We start from the raw sequence: 16941 nt of genomic DNA on the forward strand, positions 1-16941 counted from the left end.
CGCGATGCGCGGAGGCTGACGCCTCCCTTGACCCGATCCATGGGAAGAGGAAGGCGGCCCGAGGGTCGCCATTTCAGCGTTTCACAGTGGATTTAGTGCAGGCGGGCGACCACGTAATCGGCCAGATCGTGCAGCATCTGGCGGATCGGATGCTCTGGCAGCGTGGTGAGCGCCTGTTTGGCCTTGTCGGCCCAGGCAACCGCATCGCGTCGGGTGGCCTCGAGCGTTCCGTATTTTGCCATCAGCGACAGCGCGTGCTCGAGATCGCCGTCTTCCTGACGCCCCTTTTCAATGGTGCGGGTCCAGAAGGCACGTTCGTCTTCGCTGGCCTGTGCGACCGCCTTGATCACCGGCAGGGTCAGCTTGCGCTCGCGGAAATCGTCGCCCACATTCTTGCCGGTCGCTTTGCTGTCGCCCTGGTAATCCAGCAGATCGTCGGCGATCTGGAAGGCAATTCCAAGCGCATCGCCATAGTCGAACAGCGCCTTGATCTGGGCCTCATCCACCCCCGCGATGACGCCGCCGACCTCGGTTGCTGCCGAGAACAGCGCCGCTGTCTTACCGCGTACCACCTGCAGATAGATGGCCTCGTCGGTCTTGAGGTCGGTGGCCGCCGTCATCTGCAGCACTTCGCCCTCGGCAATGGTGGCCGAGGCATTGGCCAAGATATCCAGCACACGCAGCGATCCGGTTTCCACCATCAGCTGGAAGCTGCGGGCAAAGAGATAGTCGCCCACCAGGACCGAGCTCTTGTTGTCCCACAGAAGATTCGCCGTGGGGCGGCCGCGGCGCTGGCCGCTTTCGTCCACAACATCGTCGTGCAAGAGGGTCGCGGTGTGGATGAATTCCACCGTGGCCGCCAGTTTGACGTGATTGTCGCCCTGATAGCCGCACAGGCGCGCGGCGGCCAGGGTCAGCATGGGGCGCAGGCGCTTGCCGCCGGCCTCGACCAGATGCGCGGTCACTTCCGGAATGCGTGGCGCATGTTCAGAGGCCATGCGGGTGCGGATCAGCCCATTGACCGCATCCATTTCGTCGCTGAGGGTCGCTGCCAGCATCTCGTGCGGCTTCTGCGTCATGACTTGGTCCATCACATTCCCGGCTTTCACGCTCGACAAGGGTGTACCCTTGCTCTTAGATCCATCCCCATGAAGGAACTTCTGCGCAGCACAGATCCAACCGTCCTGGCCTTTGCCTCCGCCCTTCTTGAGGGAGAGGATATAGACTGCTTTCAGGTGGACGTAAACATGAGCATCCTCACCGGTGGGATCGGGGCTATTCCGCGGCGGCTGCTGGTGCATCCGGACGATTACGATCCGGCACTGCGGGTCATGCGGGACAATGATATCCCGTTGGGACGATGAGCGGATTTGCCGACAGCGATCTGACCTGCAACGATTTTCTGGGCGGGCGGGTGCGGCTCTATCAGCCAGTCAAAGGCTATCGTGCGGGCGTTGATCCTGTGCTTCTGGCCGCCAGTGTCTGCGCCTCGGAAGGGGATAGCGTGCTTGAACTGGGCTGTGGCGCGGGGCAGGGGCTGCTTTGCCTCGGTGCGCGGGTGGCGGGGCTGTCGCTGACAGGGGTCGAACTGCAGGCGGCCTATGCGGATCTGGCCCGCCGCAACGGGGCGCTGAACGGGCAGGTGGTCGAGGTGATCGAGGCAGATCTGGCCGCATTGCCCGCCCCCCTGCGGCAGCGCCAGTTTTCCCATGTCATCGCAAACCCGCCCTATTACCGCGCCGGGGGGCATAGCCCGTCACAGGATGCCGGGCGGCGCATTGCGCTCGGAGAGGAAACCCCGCTTGCCGCCTGGATCGAAGTCGCGGCCAAACGGCTGGCTCCGCGTGGCTACCTGCACATGATCCAGCGCGCCGACCGTTTGCCGGATATGCTGCAGGCCTGCGCGGGGCGGCTTGGCGCGCTAGAGGTGCTGCCACTGGCGCCACGGCACGGGAAAGACGCCGAACTGGTGATCCTGCGGGCTCGCAAGGGCGGGCGGGCGGCGTTTCGCCTGCATGCGCCTGTGATCCTGCACCAAGGCGCCCGCCACGAAAGGGATGGCGACAGTTATACGGCAGAGATATCCGCTGTGCTGCGACAGGGGGTGCCTTTGCGCTGGCCGCAGGAGCGGCCGTGATTCAAACGCTGTGATGTCAGTGCAAGCCCGGCCAGACAGGCCATCTGATCCGGTTCGCAGAGATCGCGCATATGGATATGCCTCCCCCTCCTTTCAAGCGCTGCCTATGCGTTTTACGAGGCGATTGCGCCCTTTTTGCCGTTTTCCGCGCCCGATTTTGGCGGTCTTTGGCCTATGCGACAATTTGATGACAAAACCATGCGTCTGCGGCGTGACAGAAGCAATTTCTTATGCTCCACTCGAACTGTCCTGCGTGTGCAGGGCGCATCTTGCTTATAAGGAGGAACGGCATGAGCCTCAGCTCTCATCTGACTGAACTGAAGAAGAAGCACGAGCACCTCAGCATGGAAGTCGAACAGGCCCAACGCGCACCCAGCGCCGATGGTCTGGAAGTCGCCGCCATGAAAAAGCAGAAACTGAAGCTCAAGGAAGAGATTGAGCGATTGTCGACGGCAGAACTGGCGCATTGATACGCCGCTGATCGGAAGACGGAATTGAAGCTGGGGCTGCCATATCTGGCGGCCCTTTTGTATTCTTGAGCGCCATCGCGCAGAACGGGATCAGCGACGGGGGATCTCTTCGACCGGGATGATGTCGAAACTGTCCGAGACGTAAGAGGTTTTCTCGATCTCGCCCATGAACCAGTCGCGGAAGGCCTTGATCTGCGGGCGCTCCTCTGTGCCATGGGCGCAGACAAAGCGAAACCGCCCCTGGGATTCGATGGCGGTCTTGAAGGGGGCGACCAGGCGCCCGGCGTGCAGATCGGTCACCACCATGGCGCGGCGCCCAAGAGCGACACCGGCGCCGGTCAGGGCCGCATCCACCGCGTGATCGGCCTGGGAGAAATGCGCGCCGTGGCTAGGGGCGAAATCGATGCCGACGCTGGCAAACCAGGCGGGCCAGTCACAGGGCGGCTCCAGAAAGCTGAGCGACTCGTCAAACAAGAGCGGCGCCTCGGTCAGGCTTTCGGGGGTGGTGTATTTCTCGGCAAGTTCCGGCGTCATCACCGGCGTCATCCACTCCTTGCGCAGGGGCAGGGACCAGAGACCTTCATCTGGGCCGACACCGAAGCGGATCGCCACATCCACCTCGTCGCGCTGGAAATCCATCACCCTGAGTGTCGCGGAGAACCGCAAGTCGATCTCGGGGTGGGCGCGGGCGAATTCGTAAAGCCGCGGCGCCAGCCATTTGGCGGTAAAGCCAGGCCCGGCCGTCACCGTCAGCGTGCTGTTGTCCTGAAGCCGCCGGGTGGCGCGCCAGGCGTCGCCCAGGATTTCAAAGCCTTCCGACGCGCCCGGCGCCAGGGTGCGCCCGGCCTCGGTCAGTTCCACCGCGCGGTTCAGGCGGCGAAACAGCGGCGCGCCGAGGTGCTCTTCAAGTGATTTGATCTGAAAGGACAGGGCGGCGGGGGTGACGTTCAGTTCCTCTGCCGCCTTGGCAAAGGACATGTGGCGGGCAGCGGCATCAAAGGCACGCAGGGCGGTCAAAGGTGGCAGGCGATCAGGCATGTCAGATAAGTAATACTTAATTGAAGTGGTGAAAAGTCTCGTTTGTCAGTTTTGTTTGCGTGTTCCATATAGGTATCAGGTTAAAGATGCTGATCCGAAACGGAGGTTTGCAAGATGGAATACACAGCCAATGCCGATATCAAACTGGCCATGCAGCGTGCCCATGCGGAGCGCGGTCAGGTTCTGAAATCCTTCTGGGCGCTGCTGTTTCACCGCCGCAAGCCCGGTCTGGTTCGCACAGGAGTTTCCCGCTGGGCATAGCGCGCATGTCCTTACGGGATTAGAAAAGGGCCGGTCCTGATGGACCGGCCCTTGCTTGTTTGGTTGTGGCGGGCGTCGATCAGACGAAGAACTGACCGCCGTTGGCCGAAATGGTCGAGCCGTTGATGAAACCGGCATCGTCGGAGGCCAGGAAGCTGACGCAGCGGGCGATTTCCTCGGGCTCGCCCAGGCGGCCGGTCGGGATCTGGCCGATGATCGATTCGCGGACCTTCTCCGGCACCGCCATCACCATTTCGGTGGCAATGTAGCCCGGGCAGATCGCGTTGGCGGTGATGCCTGCGCGCGCGCCTTCCTGGGCCAGGGATTTCACGATGCCCAGATCGCCGGCCTTGGTGGCGGCATAGTTCACCTGGGCAAACTGGCCCTTCTGACCGTTGATCGAGGAGATCACGATGATGCGGCCGAACTTGCGCTCGCGCATGCCGGGCCAGATCGGGTGAATGGTGTTGAACACGCCAGTCAGGTTGGTGTCGATGACCTGGTGCCACTGTTCGGGCGTCATCTTGTGGAAGGGGGCATCGCGGGTGATGCCTGCATTGGCGACGACAACGTCGATCGGGCCCAGTTCTGCCTCGACCTTTTCGATGCCTGCCTTGCTTTCCTCGTAGTCGCCGACATTCCACTTGTAGGTCTGGATGCCGGTTTCCTCGGTGAATTTGGCCGCGGCTTCGTCATTGCCGGCATAGGTGGCTGCGACGTTGTAGCCTTCGGCCTTCAGGGCTTTGGAAATTGCTGCGCCGATGCCGCGGGAGCCGCCGGTGACGAGTGCAGTACGTGCCATTAAGTCTTCCTCCAGTTCGAGATTCTCTCGGTAATCTTGCTACAGATTGGTATAGCTGTACGCAACAATGTTGCGCAATGAATTTTTGCCGCACTGCCGCATAAATTGTCGCACCTGCGGCAAGAGCTGGCTGAACCAATAAAAAGGGCGCCAAACCGGCGCCCTGTTCTATGTCAAACTGTGCAACAATTTACGGACGTTCCACGCACATGGCGACGCCCATGCCGCCCCCGATGCACAGGGTGGCAAGACCCTTCTTGGCGCCGCGCCGCTTCATTTCGAACAGCAGCGTGTTCAGAACCCGGCAGCCCGAGGCCCCGATGGGGTGGCCGATGGCGATGGCGCCGCCGTTGACGTTGACGATGGCGGGATCCCAGCCCATTTCCTTGTTCACGGCGCAGGCCTGTGCGGCAAAGGCTTCGTTGGCCTCGACCAGATCCAGATCCGATGCGCTCCAGCCTGCCTTGTCCAGCGCCTTGCGCGAGGCGTAGATCGGGCCGACACCCATGATCGAGGGATCCAGACCTGCGGTCGCATAAGAGGCGATGCGGGCCAGCGGCTCGATGCCGCGCTTTTCGGCCTCGTCCGCGCTCATCAGCAGGGTGGCAGCGGCGCCGTCATTGAGGCCGGATGCGTTGGCCGCGGTGACCGAGCCGTCCTTGGTGAAGGCGGGGCGCAGTTTCTGCATGGCTTCGATGGTGGCGCCGTGACGGATGTATTCGTCGCTGTCCACCACGATGTCGCCCTTGCGGGTCTTCACGGTGAAGGGGGTGATCTCGTCGGCGAACTTGCCCGCCTTCTGGGCCGCTTCGGCCTTGTTCTGGGAGGCAACGGCGAACTCGTCCTGCTGATCCCGGGAGATCTGCCACTTCTCGGCAACATTCTCGGCGGTCTGGCCCATGTGGTAGCCGTTGAAGGCATCCCACAGACCGTCGCGGATCATGGTGTCGATGTATTTCATGTCGCCCATCTTGTGACCCGCACGCAGGTGGGCGGCATGGGGGCTGAGGGTCATGTTTTCCTGACCACCCGCGCAGACGATGGCGGCGTCACCCAGCTGGATGTGCTGGGCACCCAGGGCTACGGCACGCAGGCCCGAACCACAGACCTGGTTGATGCCCCAGGCGGCGCTTTCGATTGGCAGGCCCGCGTTGATATGCGCTTGACGGGCGGGGTTCTGGCCCTGCGCCGCGGTCAGCACCTGGCCGAGAATGGTCTCGGACACTTCGCTCTTGTCGATACCGGCGCGGGCGACAACGGCCTCCAGCACGGCGGCGCCAAGATCATGAGCCGGGGTATTGGCGAACGAGCCGCCAAAGCTACCGACGGCGGTCCGCGCTGCGGATGCGATTACAACATTGGTCATTGATATGGTCCTCTGCCAACAAATGTCTCCGGGACAGTCACATCCAAAAGGGCGCTGATGAAATCAAAACCCCGCGATGGCCGACGTCCCTCCCTTATTCCTGGGCAGGCATAGCGCATTGCTGCACCTGCAGCAATCGACAGGGTGTCTCAGGCAGCTATGGAAAGTCAACCGGCGTAAATGCGGGCCTTTGACCATGTTGTGCAGGATACCGGCAGAAAGCTGCTGTGCAGCATTGCCCCAAGGGACGCAGGGCGCCGGATCAGGCGCGGTTGCGTTCTTTCAACTCTTCCAGCCAGGGCGGGCGGACGGTGGGTGCGCCAAAGAGGAAGCCCTGCAGGCAGTCGACCCCGATGGAGACCAGGAATTCCGCATCTGCCTCGGATTCCACCGACTCGGCCACCACCAGCATGTCGAACTGTTTCGCAATCCCGACCAGGGCGCAGGTCACCGCCTGATTGTCGGAGCTGGCGCTGACGCCGCGGATGAACTGCCCGTCGATCTTCACCGCATCGAAGAAGAAGTTGCGGAAATGCCCGATCGCCGTGGTGCCCGCGCCGAAGTTATCAAGCGCAAAGGCGATACCGTGCTTCTGCATGCGCTCCATGAAATCGATCACAAGTTCCGGGGTCGCCATGGCCGAGGCTTCGGAGATCTCCAGGATCAGGCGCTCGCCGATGGTCGCGTCCTTCTTCAGGAACCGTTTGAGCACATCCATCCAGCGGCCATAGCCGATCGAGCGGGCCGACATGTTGACCGACAGGCGGATCTGGGGCGATTTGACGAGCGCCCTCAACCCGTGCTGCAGCGCCAGACAGTCCAGGGCGCGGCCGGTTTCGGTCTCTTCCACCACATGCATGAAGTCCCGCGCGGGGATCACCCGGCCGGTGGAATCAAGCACCCGGATATAGCCTTCGTAAAAGGCGGTCTGATGCGGCGGCAGCGCCTGCATGACCGGCTGGAAGGCCAGCATGGTCTGGTCGTGCAGCACCGCCTCGGTGACCATGTCCATGGTAGAGCGGTCACGGGAGACCACTGCGGCATTGAGAGGATTTTCCGAACCTTCCGGCAAGTCCGCCTTTTTCCAGCGATTTTGTGACACCGTGATTCCCCCGGCTTGATCCGTATCTGAGCAAATAATGCTTTGGATCGCACTTTCGGGCAAAAGGGTGAATCGAGGTTTAAGGTTACAATTTTATCAATTGCCTGGTGGTGGTTGGAACGCACCTTCGGGTCAGGCCGGGTCGCTGTGCTGTTCAAACCCCGGCGTGCCTCGGTCCTGGGGGTTGCGGGCCAGGTGCTTGGCCTTGATCGTGGCACTGGTGTCGCGGCTGCCATCGTGGCTGTAGCCGGGCGGGGCAAAGGCATAAAGCAGCCGTTGTTTCAGCGTGATGCCGGGCTGGGTCACATCGCGGAAAATGCCGACCCATTCGTGAAAGGCGACGCGCAGCGGGTTGAAGCTGCCGATGTTGTGGACAAGGCCATAATCGACCCGGTCGTCCTCTTGTTCCGGCACGAAGGTTCCGAACATCTTGTCCCAGATGATGAAGACGCCGGCATAGTTGCAATCCAGGTAGCGCGGGTTGCGCCCGTGGTGGGCGCGATGGTGGCTGGGGGTGTTCATTACCGCCTCGAACCAGCGCGGCATCTTGCCGATCGCCTCTGTGTGGATCCAGAACTGGTAGACAAGGTTGATGCCGCCCACGAACAGCACCAGGGCCGGGTGAAAGCCGATCAGCACCAGCGGCGCGCGCACCACCATCATGAAGGTGAAGGTATCGGTCCAGGTTTGCCGCAGCGCGGTGGTCAGGTTGTAGTGCTGGCTGGAATGGTGGTTCACATGGCTGGCCCAGACCCAGCGCACCCGGTGACCGAACCGGTGCACCCAGTAGTAGCGCAGATCATCCAGCACGAAACAGGCCACGATCGCCCAGATCGAGGTGCCCATGTCCAGCGGCGTCAGGCGCCACAGCAGCATGAAGAACCCCCAGGCGATGAAGCCCAGCACCAGCCCCACGGCGACGCTGCCGGCCCCCATGATCAGCGAGGTCAGGGAATCGCGGGTTTCATAACGCCCGCCACGCCCCTTGATGGCGATCCAAAGGAACTCTGCCAGGATCGCGGCAATGAAGAAGGGCACCGCATATTGGGTCACGTCGGGATAGGAGATCGTATTGCTCATGATGGGGCGCCTTTCAGGGGGATGTCATCAGCTGTTGCCAGCGGGCGCGCTCGGGCGGCGCAAGCGTGAGAGAGACACCGGGGGTGCCGAAGTCATGGAAATCCAGCCGCAGGCCCTTTGGGGTCTCCATCACGTCGAAATCAATGAGGTGACGCGCCACGGTATCGGCGCCAAAGGACCACAACAGGCCGGTGCCGGTGTCGGTTTGCACCAGGGCGGCATGGGTGTTTTCCGCCACCAGGATCTGGCGGACGTCGTCATCGGGGAAATGGCGGTGCCAGGCAGAGCGCGCATCTTCCGGCGACAGAACGGTCTGCGCCGAGCGGCCCGACAGGTGTAGGATCAGGATGACCAGGCTGACACCACTGACAACCATGATCAGCAGGATTTCTAACGGCATTGTCTCCTCCCGGCCCTCAGAATGAATCGGTCGGGAGGGAGCTGTCAAAGGTTGCGTTAGGTCAAGCTGGGCGGTTGTGGCGGATCAGGGGGTGGCGATCAGTTCCGCGATGATCGCCTTGGCGCTGTCGCTGTTCCACTCCGCATCTCCCAAGAGGCGCGCGACCTCTTGCCCGTCGCGGTCGATCAGCACGGTGATGGGCAGGCCGATCACAGCCATGGTGCGGGCCAGCGCCTGTTTGGGGTCGGTGTGACGGGGCAGGTTGGTGATGCCGTTTTCCTCGAAGAACTTGACGATGCCTGCAGGCGTGTTGCGCCCGGTGGCGATGGTCAGCACCTCGAAATCCTCACCACCGAATTCTTCCTGCAACTCGGCGATCTGGGGCATTTCCTTGCGGCAGGGCGCGCACCAGGTGGCCCAGAAGTTCAACAGCACGATCTTGCCCTTGTAGTCGGCCAATGTGGCCGTGCCGCCGTCATCCTCAAGGAAGAATTCCGCATCCGACACGGGCCGGGGTTCGCTGTGCACCACCAGGCGTTTCAGGCTGTCTGCACGCAGGGCTTCCAGCGTTGCAACATCTGCGGCCAAGGCGGCATTTGCACCCAAGCTCAGGGCCATATAAAGGGTGAGGTGACGAAACAGACGCATGTTATCTCCGGGGTTCAGCCATGACAGATCAATCCTCAAACCAGATGTGGGGCGGCCGCTTTGCCGCTGGCCCTGACGCGATCATGGAGGCAATTAATGCCTCGATCGGGTTTGACAAGCGTATGGCGGCCCAGGACATCGCAGGCTCAAGGGCCCATGCGGCGATGCTGGCCGCAACAGGCGTCATTACGGATAACGACGCCGAGGCAATTCGGGAAGGGCTGCTCACGGTCTTGTCAGAGATCGAAAGCGGCAGCTTCCAGTTCTCCACTGCGCTGGAAGACATCCACATGAACGTGGAGGCGCGCCTGAAGGAGATCATCGGAGAACCCGCCGGACGTCTGCACACCGGCCGCAGCCGCAACGATCAGGTGGCGACCGATTTCAAACTCTGGGTGCGTGACCAGTTTGACGCGGCCGAAAGCGGCCTGCTGGCCCTGATCAAGGCACTGCTGGCCCAGGCCGAGGCGGGTGCGGATTGGGTGATGCCCGGTTTCACCCACCTGCAGACGGCGCAGCCCGTGACCTGGGGCCATCACATGATGGCCTATGTAGAAATGTTTGGCCGCGATCTGTCCCGCGTGCGCGATGCCCGTGCGCGGATGAACGAAAGCCCCCTGGGGGCTGCGGCGCTGGCGGGCACCTCCTTCCCCATCGACCGGGAGATGACGGCACAGGCGCTGGGCTTTGACCGTCCGGCGGCAAACTCGCTCGACGCCGTATCGGACCGGGATTTCGCGCTGGAGTTCCTGTCCACCGCCTCGATCTGCGCCGTACACCTGTCCCGCTTTGCCGAAGAGCTGGTGATTTGGTCCTCGGCGCAGTTCCGCTTTGTGACCCTGTCGGATCGCTTCTCCACCGGCTCCTCGATCATGCCGCAAAAGAAGAACCCCGATGCGGCGGAACTGATCCGCGCCAAGGTGGGCCGGATCTATGGTGCCAACACTGCGCTGATGATGGTCATGAAGGGGCTGCCGCTGGCCTATTCCAAGGACATGCAGGAAGACAAGGAACAGGTCTTTGACGCTGCCGACAACTGGATGCTCGCGCTGGCCGCGATGGAGGGCATGGTGAAGGACATGACCGCCAACCGCGAGTCGCTGGCCGCCGCTGCCGGGTCCGGCTTCTCCACTGCCACCGATCTGGCCGACTGGCTGGTGCGGGTGCTGAAAGTTCCCTTCCGCGATGCCCACCATGTGACCGGCACCCTGGTTGCCATGGCCGAAAGCCGTGGCTGCGATCTGCCGGACCTTTCCCTTGAGGACATGCAGGGCGTTCATGCCGGGATCACCGAGGATATCTTCACCGTGCTGGGCGTCGAGAACTCGGTCAACTCGCGCATGTCCTACGGCGGCACCGCACCGGCACAGGTGCGCGCGCAGGTCGCCCGCTGGACCACGATGCTGGCAGGTTAAGCGCGGATCTGCCGATCAGCGCCGCAGGGGCGCTTGCGATTGAACCGGTGGGCGACCATACTGAGGCCGCCCACCTGAGCCAAAGGACCGATCCGATGCGCATGCTTCTTCTCAGCCTGATTTCGGCCATGACGCTTGCGGCCTGTGGCGTTGATGGAGAGCCGGTGCGCCCGTCACTCAATGCTGGTGTTTCCATATCCAACAGTGGCGTTCATGCCGGTGGCAATGTCGGTGTCCAAAAGGGGCCTTTCCGCCTGCTATTGGGCCTTTGAATCGGGCCTGTGAAATAGGACTGTGACCTGGACCTGTGGACGCCGCGACCTGAAATGTGACAGGTTCGGTTGCGGTGGTGCGGACCTTCAAGGAGCGGCGTCATGACAGACCGCAGATGCAGGAAACAGTTTCTTCTGGTCCTTGGGCTCTGTGCCTTGGCGGCTTGTGACCCCCAGGGTCATAGATCCCCGCCCGGGCCTGAGAACAAGGCTTCCTCCAGCGGCGGTGTGTCGGTGTCCGGCTATGCCAGGGTCGGCATCTCTATCGGGGATTGAGCGCCACCAGCGGAGGGGCTTGATCGTCCGCGCAAGAGGACCGGAAATGCGTTTCCAGCAGCCTCTGACCATGACAGGGGCCGATGGCATCCTGCTGGCAGGAGGTCAGGAAGAACTCGAACGGCCCCCAGACGTGGCGCGGGGCAAATCGCTTCATCACCGACAACACGGCCTTGCCCAGCCAAAGGGGCAGGTGGGTGATCTTCGAGTGCCTGTTCAGCGCGAGGAAGGCAAGATCGGCGATCTGGTCGAGGCTCAGGATCTGGGGGCCGCCGATCTCCACATCCTCGGCGCCTGCCTCGATGTAGTCGAGCGCGGATCTTGCCAGGTCGCTGCCGTCAATCGGGTTGATGCGCACCGCCCCGTCGCCGATCAGCCAGACCCGGCCGCGGCGGGCCATCTCCAGGATCTCTTCCATGTCGGCGAAAAACCCATTCGGGCGGATCACGCAGCTCTTGAGCGGCGCCGTCTGCAGCGTGGCCACAAAGCGCGCCTTGGCCGCCACCAGATCAGAGGCAGGTGCGCCTCGGGTCAGCACATGCACATAGGCAAAGCGCGCCACACCTGCGTTGACCGCCTCTTTCAGCAGGTTGAGATTGGCCTGATAGTCCACATCCATGTAGCTGAGCCGGTCCGTCTGCCGGGTCAGCCCCAGGGCCGAGATCACCAGATCAACCCCTTGCATGATGCCGGTCAGGCTGCGCGGGTCTGTGGCTTCCGCCTCGATCAATTCGACGCCTGCAGAAAAGCCGGAATGATCCGCCCCCGCGCGCACCAAGGCGCGCACCCGGTAGCCGCGCGCCACCAGTTGTGCCACCAGGTGGCGTCCCAGATATCCCGTGGCTCCGGCAACAAATACAGTTTTGCCCATTTGTAACATTGACTCAAATCCATTTTTGACCAATTGGTCAGTTTCTGGCGGGCTATGTAAGAACTCCTTTGCTGACCCGCAAGTCATTTACCTGCCCGGGCGGCACAATTCCGCTATGCAGCAAGCGCAGCAAGGTTGAAGGACCCGCGATGCCAAAGATCGTCGACAAGGAAAAAATGCGGGCTCAGATCCAGGCGGCGGCACAGAGCTGCTTTATTCAGAAGGGCTATCACGCTACCCGGATGAGCGATATTGCCAAGGCTGCGGGTCTCGCGAAGGGCACCCTGTACCTGTACTTTGACAGCAAGGATGAGCTGATCCTGTCCTTGGTGCAGGTGTTTTTTGATCGGATCAGGCAGGATATCTCGGTGCTGCCCCGGCCACAAACCGCCGAGGCCTTTGTGGAGATCCTGCGCCAGGCGGTGACCATGCAGCAGCGGGAGATGACGGCGCTGATTTTCGAGGTGCTTGGTCCCGGCTTCACGGATCCGCGCGGCAGCCAGATCATCGATGGTTTCTTTGATTGGCTGGCAGGGCACTGGGCCGAGCAGTTCGCCGATCTGGCCCGGATGGGGCAGATCCGCAGCGGCAGTGATCCGCGGGCGCTGGCTCGGGCGGTGATCGCCATGCTGGACGGATTGTTCCTGCATCTGACCCTGTTCGATCCCGAAAGCGACATCGCGACGGCGCGGCGCGAAGCGGCGCTGACGCTGATTGCGACAGGATTGCGCGGTGAAGAGGGGGCAGCGACCGGGATGCGGGCGGCGGGATGAGACAATTCCATTGATCCGCCGCCCTCTTTTGGTCTAATCGCCGGGCATGGATCATTTTCTCTATCGCGATGGCGCCCTATGTGCCGAAGATGTGCCGCTGGCCGAAATCGCCGCCACCGTTGGCACGCCTTTCTACGTCTATTCCACAGCGACGCTGCTGCGGCACTTCCGCCTGTTCGACGAGGCCCTGGAAGGCACAGACCACCTTGTCTGCTACGCGATGAAGGCGGCCAGCAACCAGGCCATCCTGAAGACGCTGGCGCAGGCGGGCGCGGGCATGGATGTGGTCAGCCAGGGCGAATACCTGCGCGCCAAGGCCGCAGGCGTGCCGGGGGATCGCATCGTCTTTTCCGGGGTTGGCAAGACGGCAGATGAAATCCGCTGCGCCCTGTCGGGCGGCATCCGCCAGTTCAACGTGGAATCCGAGCCCGAGATGGAGGTGATCAACGCCGTCGCGCTGGAGCTTGGCACCCGTGCGCCGATCACTATCCGCATCAACCCCGATGTGGATGCCAAGACCCACGCCAAGATCGCCACCGGCAAGTCGGAGAACAAGTTCGGCATCCCGATCTCGCGCGCCAGCGAGGTCTATGCCCATGCCGCCAGCCTTCCGGGGCTGGAGGTGGTCGGCATCGACGTTCACATCGGCTCGCAGCTGACCGAACTGGCGCCGTTCGAGGCCGCCTATCGGAAGGTCGCGGAACTGACCCAGACCCTGCGCGCCGAAGGCCATGACATTCGCCGTCTTGATCTGGGCGGGGGCTTGGGCATCCCCTACACCCGATCGAACGAGGCACCGCCGCTGCCGGTCGACTATGGCGCGCTTATCAAGCGCACATTGGGACATCTTGGCTGCGAGATCGAGATCGAGCCGGGCCGCCTGATCGCGGGCAACGCGGGATTGATGGTCAGCAAGGTGATCTACCTGAAATCCGGCGAGGACCGCGATTTCCTGATCCTGGACGGGGCGATGAACGACCTGATCCGCCCTGCCATGTATGAAGCCCACCATGATATCGTGCCGGTGATCGAGCCTGCGCCCGGTGTCGAAAGCCAGCCCTATGACATCGTTGGCCCGGTCTGCGAGACCGGCGACACCTTCGCCAAGCAGCGCGAGATGCCGCCCCTTCAGGCGGGGGATCTCATCGCCTTTCGCAGCGCCGGCGCCTATGGCGCGGTGATGGCGAGCGAGTATAACTCGCGCCCCCTGATCCCCGAGGTTCTGGTGCACGGGGATCAATTCGCGGTTATCCGCCCACGTCCGACCTTTGACGAAATGATAAACCGCGATACCATTCCCGAATGGCTCTGATCGCTCCTGCGGATTGCGCGCGGTTGGGGCCGTCCCGAAACCGCGCCCGCATGGGGGACCAGGAGGCATTGCCGCAATGGCCGCACATGATCTTGCACTCAAAGGCTCGGACCCGCGTCTGAAGCCACTGCGCTGGCCGCTGCGCCTGACCCGCGCCGGGCTGGTGGCAGAGCGCATGCTGCGCGCCTTCTGGCCCGCGGCCTCGGTGCTGATGGCCACGATGGCTGCGGTGATGCTGGGGCTGCAGGACGAAATGCCGGTGGAACTGGTCTGGTCCGTCGCGGTGCTGAGCCTCTTGGGCCTTTGCCTTGCCTTGATCTGGGGCCTGCGCCAGCTGTCCTGGCCCAGCCAGGCCGACGCGCTGATCCGGCTGGATGCGACCCTGCCGGGCCGCCCGGTCAGCGCGCTGCTGGATGCTCAGGCGATTGGCGCCTCCGATCCGGCCTCCATCGCGCTCTGGCAGGCGCATCAGCGGCGCATGGCACAGGCTGCCGCTGCCGCTCGCGCCCCCAAGCCGAACCTGAGGATTGCCGCGGCGGATCCTTTTGCGCTGCGCTACATGGCGCTACTGGCGCTGGTCGTCGGACTGGTCTTCGGATCCCTCTGGCGGGTGGGCAGCCTGTCGGGCATGACGCCCGGCGCGGCCTCGGCGATGAGCGGGCCAACCTGGGAGGGCTGGATCGCACCGCCGCGCTACACTGGCCTGCCGGTTCTGTACCTCAACGACCAGCCACAGGGTGGGCTGACCCTGCCCGAAGGCAGCCGGATCACCCTGCGCTTTTATGGCGAGATCGGTGCGCTGGCGCTGGATGAAACCCTTTCGGCGCGCACCGAGGCGCTGCCTCCGGCCACCGACCCTGAACAGGAATTCGATGTCGCCCAGGGCGGTCGACTGGCGATCCAGGGGCAGGGCGGGCGCAGCTGGGAGGTGACCCTTGCGCCTGATGTGCCGCCCTCCATTTCGGTGGCAGGCAGCCCGGACATCGGGCCGGATGGGGCGCTGACCCTGCCTTTCGCGGCCGAGGACGACTATGGTATTATTGGCGGCAAGGTGACGATCTCGCTGGACATTCTGGCGCTGGAGCGGCGCCACGGCCTGACCATAGATCCCGACCCGCGCGAGGATATCGTTCTGGACCTGCCGCTGCCGCTGACCGGCAGCCGCCAGGCCTTTACCGAAAGCCTGGTGGAGGATTTTGCCCAGCACCCCTGGGCCAACCTGCCGGTGACCTATACCTTCACCGCCCGTGATGCGGCGGCGCAGAGCGGCAGTGCGGCACCCTTCGGTGGAATGCTGACCGCAAGGCGCTTCTTCGATCCGCTGGCGGCCGCGGTCATTGAGCAGCGTCGGGATCTGTTGTGGGCGCGCAGCAATGGCGCGCGGGTGGCGCAGATCCTGCGGGCGCTGTCCCATCGCCCGGACGAGGTGTTCCGCGATGCGGGTAGTTACCTGCGCCTGCGCGGTATCCTGCGGCGGATGGAAAGCTATCTGCAGGCTGGCGATCTGACCGCCCCGCAGCAGGAGGAAATCGCCGCAGCCCTGTGGGATCTGGCGATCGTCCTGGAAGAGGGCGATGTGGGCGATGCGCTGGACCGCATGCGCCAGGCGCAGGAGCGGCTCAGCCAGGCCATGCGCGAGGGCGCCAGCGATCAGGAGATCGCCCGCCTGATGCAGGAGCTGCGCGAGGCGACAGCGGATTACCTGCGCCAGTTGCAACGCCAGGCCGAGCAGAACGGCGAGATGATGGAGCAGGGCGAGATGCCCGAGAACATGATGCAGCTCAGCCAGGATGATCTGCAGGCGATGATGGACCGCATCCAGGAGCTGATGGAGCAGGGCCGCATGGCCGAGGCGGAACAGGCCTTGCGCGAATTCCAGCAGATGATGGAAAACATGCGCATGACCCAGGGCCAGCAGGGCCAGGGTGGCGGCAGCGAGGGGCGCGAGGCGATGGAGGGTCTTGCCGAGACCCTGCGCGAACAGCAGGGCCTGTCGGACCAGGCCTTCCGTGACCTGCAGGAACAGTTCAACTCGGACGCTCAACGCGGCGAAAGCCAGGGCAATGAGGGCCGCAATGGCGGTCAGGGCCGCGGGCAAAGCCACGAAGGTTCTGGCGGCTCCGGGCAAGCCGGTGATCCCTCTGGTCAGGGGCAGGGCGGAGCGCAGCAGGGCGAAGACGCAGAAAGCCTTGCAGACCGGCAACAGGCCTTGCGCAACGAGTTGGAGCGCCAGCAGGGCGGGCTGCCCTTTGGCGGTGAAGAAGGACGCGAGGCCCGCGAGGCGCTGGATCGCGCAGGCCGCGCCATGGAGGGCGCCGAGGAGGCCCTGCGCCAGGGTGATCTGGCCGAGGCGATCGACCAGCAGTCTGACGCCATGGAGGCCCTGCGCGAAGGCATGCGCTCCCTGGGCGAAGCCATGGCGCAGCGCCAGCAACCCGGGCAGAACCAGGGCCAGGGCGAGGCCCAGCCCAATGCCTCGGCCGGAGGTGTGGATCCCTTGGGGCGCGCCTCCGGTGTCAACGAGGGCCAGAGCGGCGCCGTGCCGGACAGGGGTACGGCCCATGGGCGCGCCTGGGAGCTGATGGAGGAAATCCGTCGCCGTTCGCAAGACCGCAGCCGCAGCGAGGATGAGCGCGGTTATCTGGAACGGCTGTTCGACCGCTTCTGATCGCGGCTCACCGTGATTTCTGTGGGGGGATTACTCTGGTAGGGGAATAA

General features: G+C 63.3%; 18 protein-coding genes. 9 read left to right on the top strand and 9 right to left on the bottom strand.

The annotated features are described in order from the left end of the window. Positions 1-92: 92 nt before the first annotated feature. Positions 93-1091, bottom strand: coding sequence for a polyprenyl synthetase family protein (locus PXK07_RS14805; RefSeq protein WP_274849141.1), 999 nt, complete (start codon positions 1089-1091; stop codon positions 93-95). A 57-nt stretch (positions 1092-1148) separates the two neighbouring features. Here PXK07_RS14805 and PXK07_RS14810 point away from each other — a divergent pair, with 57 nt between their 5' ends. The 3 genes from PXK07_RS14810 to PXK07_RS14820 all read left to right on the top strand — a co-directional run bounded on the left by PXK07_RS14810 (position 1149) and on the right by PXK07_RS14820 (position 2607). Further along, complete coding sequence (locus tag PXK07_RS14810; RefSeq protein ID WP_274849110.1) at positions 1149-1364, top strand: putative signal transducing protein; 216 nt, start codon at positions 1149-1151, stop codon at positions 1362-1364. Next, complete coding sequence (locus PXK07_RS14815; protein ID WP_274849111.1) at positions 1361-2137, top strand: tRNA1(Val) (adenine(37)-N6)-methyltransferase; 777 nt, start codon at positions 1361-1363, stop codon at positions 2135-2137. The genes PXK07_RS14810 and PXK07_RS14815 overlap by 4 nt, the downstream gene beginning before the upstream one ends. A gap of 290 nt (positions 2138-2427) precedes the next feature. After that, complete coding sequence (locus PXK07_RS14820; protein ID WP_274849112.1) at positions 2428-2607, top strand: YdcH family protein; 180 nt, start codon at positions 2428-2430, stop codon at positions 2605-2607. 90 nt (positions 2608-2697) lie between these two features. Here the strand turns inward: PXK07_RS14820 and PXK07_RS14825 are convergent, their stop codons facing one another. After that, positions 2698-3645, bottom strand: a complete 948-nt coding sequence (locus tag PXK07_RS14825; RefSeq protein ID WP_274849113.1) for a transcriptional regulator GcvA — start codon at positions 3643-3645, stop codon at positions 2698-2700. Between the two features lie 114 nt (positions 3646-3759). Between PXK07_RS14825 and PXK07_RS14830 the strand changes: the two genes are divergently transcribed. Next, positions 3760-3906 carry a hypothetical protein gene (locus tag PXK07_RS14830; RefSeq protein WP_274849114.1) on the top strand — a complete coding sequence of 49 codons (147 nt, stop codon included), beginning with the start codon at positions 3760-3762 and terminating at the stop codon, positions 3904-3906. A gap of 79 nt (positions 3907-3985) precedes the next feature. Here the strand turns inward: PXK07_RS14830 and phbB are convergent, their stop codons facing one another. The 6 genes from phbB to PXK07_RS14860 all read right to left on the bottom strand — a co-directional run bounded on the left by phbB (position 3986) and on the right by PXK07_RS14860 (position 9304). Further along, on the bottom strand, positions 3986-4708 hold the full coding sequence (gene phbB / locus PXK07_RS14835; protein WP_274849115.1) for an acetoacetyl-CoA reductase: 723 nt from the start codon (positions 4706-4708) through the stop codon (positions 3986-3988). Between the two features lie 190 nt (positions 4709-4898). Next, positions 4899-6074: an acetyl-CoA C-acetyltransferase gene (locus PXK07_RS14840; RefSeq protein ID WP_274849116.1), complete on the bottom strand. Its 1176-nt coding sequence runs from the start codon at positions 6072-6074 to the stop codon at positions 4899-4901. A 262-nt stretch (positions 6075-6336) separates the two neighbouring features. Then, entirely contained in the window at positions 6337-7176 is an 840-nt protein-coding gene (locus PXK07_RS14845) for an EAL domain-containing protein (RefSeq protein WP_274849117.1), read from the bottom strand. Between the two features lie 132 nt (positions 7177-7308). Then, complete coding sequence (locus PXK07_RS14850) at positions 7309-8256, bottom strand: sterol desaturase family protein (protein ID WP_274849118.1); 948 nt, start codon at positions 8254-8256, stop codon at positions 7309-7311. Positions 8257-8269: 13 nt separating this feature from the next. Beyond that, positions 8270-8656, bottom strand: coding sequence for a hypothetical protein (locus PXK07_RS14855; protein ID WP_274849119.1), 387 nt, complete (start codon positions 8654-8656; stop codon positions 8270-8272). Between the two features lie 84 nt (positions 8657-8740). Then, positions 8741-9304, bottom strand: coding sequence for a TlpA disulfide reductase family protein (locus tag PXK07_RS14860; protein WP_274849120.1), 564 nt, complete (start codon positions 9302-9304; stop codon positions 8741-8743). Positions 9305-9324: 20 nt separating this feature from the next. On the opposite strand from PXK07_RS14860, the gene argH reads away from it, so the two are divergent. Beyond that, a complete protein-coding gene (argH, locus tag PXK07_RS14865; protein ID WP_274849121.1) occupies positions 9325-10719 on the top strand; it encodes an argininosuccinate lyase in 1395 nt (464 codons plus the stop codon). A gap of 95 nt (positions 10720-10814) precedes the next feature. Next, the gene (locus PXK07_RS14870) at positions 10815-10991 is read left to right on the top strand and encodes a hypothetical protein (RefSeq protein WP_274849122.1); all 177 of its coding nucleotides are present in this window, start codon (positions 10815-10817) and stop codon (positions 10989-10991) included. Between the two features lie 262 nt (positions 10992-11253). Here the strand turns inward: PXK07_RS14870 and PXK07_RS14875 are convergent, their stop codons facing one another. Beyond that, a complete protein-coding gene (locus tag PXK07_RS14875; protein ID WP_274849123.1) occupies positions 11254-12138 on the bottom strand; it encodes an SDR family oxidoreductase in 885 nt (294 codons plus the stop codon). A gap of 149 nt (positions 12139-12287) precedes the next feature. Between PXK07_RS14875 and PXK07_RS14880 the strand changes: the two genes are divergently transcribed. The 3 genes from PXK07_RS14880 (at position 12288) to PXK07_RS14890 (ending at position 16891) form a co-directional block, all read left to right on the top strand. Continuing rightward, positions 12288-12911, top strand: coding sequence for a TetR/AcrR family transcriptional regulator (locus PXK07_RS14880; protein ID WP_274849124.1), 624 nt, complete (start codon positions 12288-12290; stop codon positions 12909-12911). Between the two features lie 46 nt (positions 12912-12957). Next, complete coding sequence (gene lysA / locus PXK07_RS14885) at positions 12958-14223, top strand: diaminopimelate decarboxylase (RefSeq protein ID WP_274849125.1); 1266 nt, start codon at positions 12958-12960, stop codon at positions 14221-14223. A gap of 76 nt (positions 14224-14299) precedes the next feature. Then, positions 14300-16891: a TIGR02302 family protein gene (locus PXK07_RS14890; protein WP_274849126.1), complete on the top strand. Its 2592-nt coding sequence runs from the start codon at positions 14300-14302 to the stop codon at positions 16889-16891. Positions 16892-16941: the final 50 nt, after the last annotated feature.

The organism is Phaeobacter sp. QD34_24 (assembly GCF_028890115.1).
GTDB lineage: Bacteria > Pseudomonadota > Alphaproteobacteria > Rhodobacterales > Rhodobacteraceae > Phycobacter.

What these genes read in the sequence shown, in the direction of transcription:
- PXK07_RS14870 (WP_274849122.1), top strand. Translation starts at nt 10,815, where the DNA reads ATGCGCATGCTTCTTCTCAGCCTGATTTCGGCCATGACGCTTGCGGCC.
- PXK07_RS14805 (WP_274849141.1), bottom strand. Translation starts at nt 1,091, where the DNA reads ATGGACCAAGTCATGACGCAGAAGCCGCACGAGATGCTGGCAGCGACC.
- PXK07_RS14850 (WP_274849118.1), bottom strand. Translation starts at nt 8,256, where the DNA reads ATGAGCAATACGATCTCCTATCCCGACGTGACCCAATATGCGGTGCCC.
- PXK07_RS14875 (WP_274849123.1), bottom strand. Translation starts at nt 12,138, where the DNA reads ATGGGCAAAACTGTATTTGTTGCCGGAGCCACGGGATATCTGGGACGC.
- PXK07_RS14830 (WP_274849114.1), top strand. Translation starts at nt 3,760, where the DNA reads ATGGAATACACAGCCAATGCCGATATCAAACTGGCCATGCAGCGTGCC.
- PXK07_RS14820 (WP_274849112.1), top strand. Translation starts at nt 2,428, where the DNA reads ATGAGCCTCAGCTCTCATCTGACTGAACTGAAGAAGAAGCACGAGCAC.
- PXK07_RS14840 (WP_274849116.1), bottom strand. Translation starts at nt 6,074, where the DNA reads ATGACCAATGTTGTAATCGCATCCGCAGCGCGGACCGCCGTCGGTAGC.
- lysA (WP_274849125.1), top strand. Translation starts at nt 12,958, where the DNA reads ATGGATCATTTTCTCTATCGCGATGGCGCCCTATGTGCCGAAGATGTG.
- phbB (WP_274849115.1), bottom strand. Translation starts at nt 4,708, where the DNA reads ATGGCACGTACTGCACTCGTCACCGGCGGCTCCCGCGGCATCGGCGCA.
- PXK07_RS14810 (WP_274849110.1), top strand. Translation starts at nt 1,149, where the DNA reads ATGAAGGAACTTCTGCGCAGCACAGATCCAACCGTCCTGGCCTTTGCC.
- PXK07_RS14890 (WP_274849126.1), top strand. Translation starts at nt 14,300, where the DNA reads ATGGCCGCACATGATCTTGCACTCAAAGGCTCGGACCCGCGTCTGAAG.
- PXK07_RS14880 (WP_274849124.1), top strand. Translation starts at nt 12,288, where the DNA reads ATGCCAAAGATCGTCGACAAGGAAAAAATGCGGGCTCAGATCCAGGCG.
- PXK07_RS14860 (WP_274849120.1), bottom strand. Translation starts at nt 9,304, where the DNA reads ATGCGTCTGTTTCGTCACCTCACCCTTTATATGGCCCTGAGCTTGGGT.
- PXK07_RS14855 (WP_274849119.1), bottom strand. Translation starts at nt 8,656, where the DNA reads ATGCCGTTAGAAATCCTGCTGATCATGGTTGTCAGTGGTGTCAGCCTG.
- argH (WP_274849121.1), top strand. Translation starts at nt 9,325, where the DNA reads ATGACAGATCAATCCTCAAACCAGATGTGGGGCGGCCGCTTTGCCGCT.
- PXK07_RS14825 (WP_274849113.1), bottom strand. Translation starts at nt 3,645, where the DNA reads ATGCCTGATCGCCTGCCACCTTTGACCGCCCTGCGTGCCTTTGATGCC.
- PXK07_RS14815 (WP_274849111.1), top strand. Translation starts at nt 1,361, where the DNA reads ATGAGCGGATTTGCCGACAGCGATCTGACCTGCAACGATTTTCTGGGC.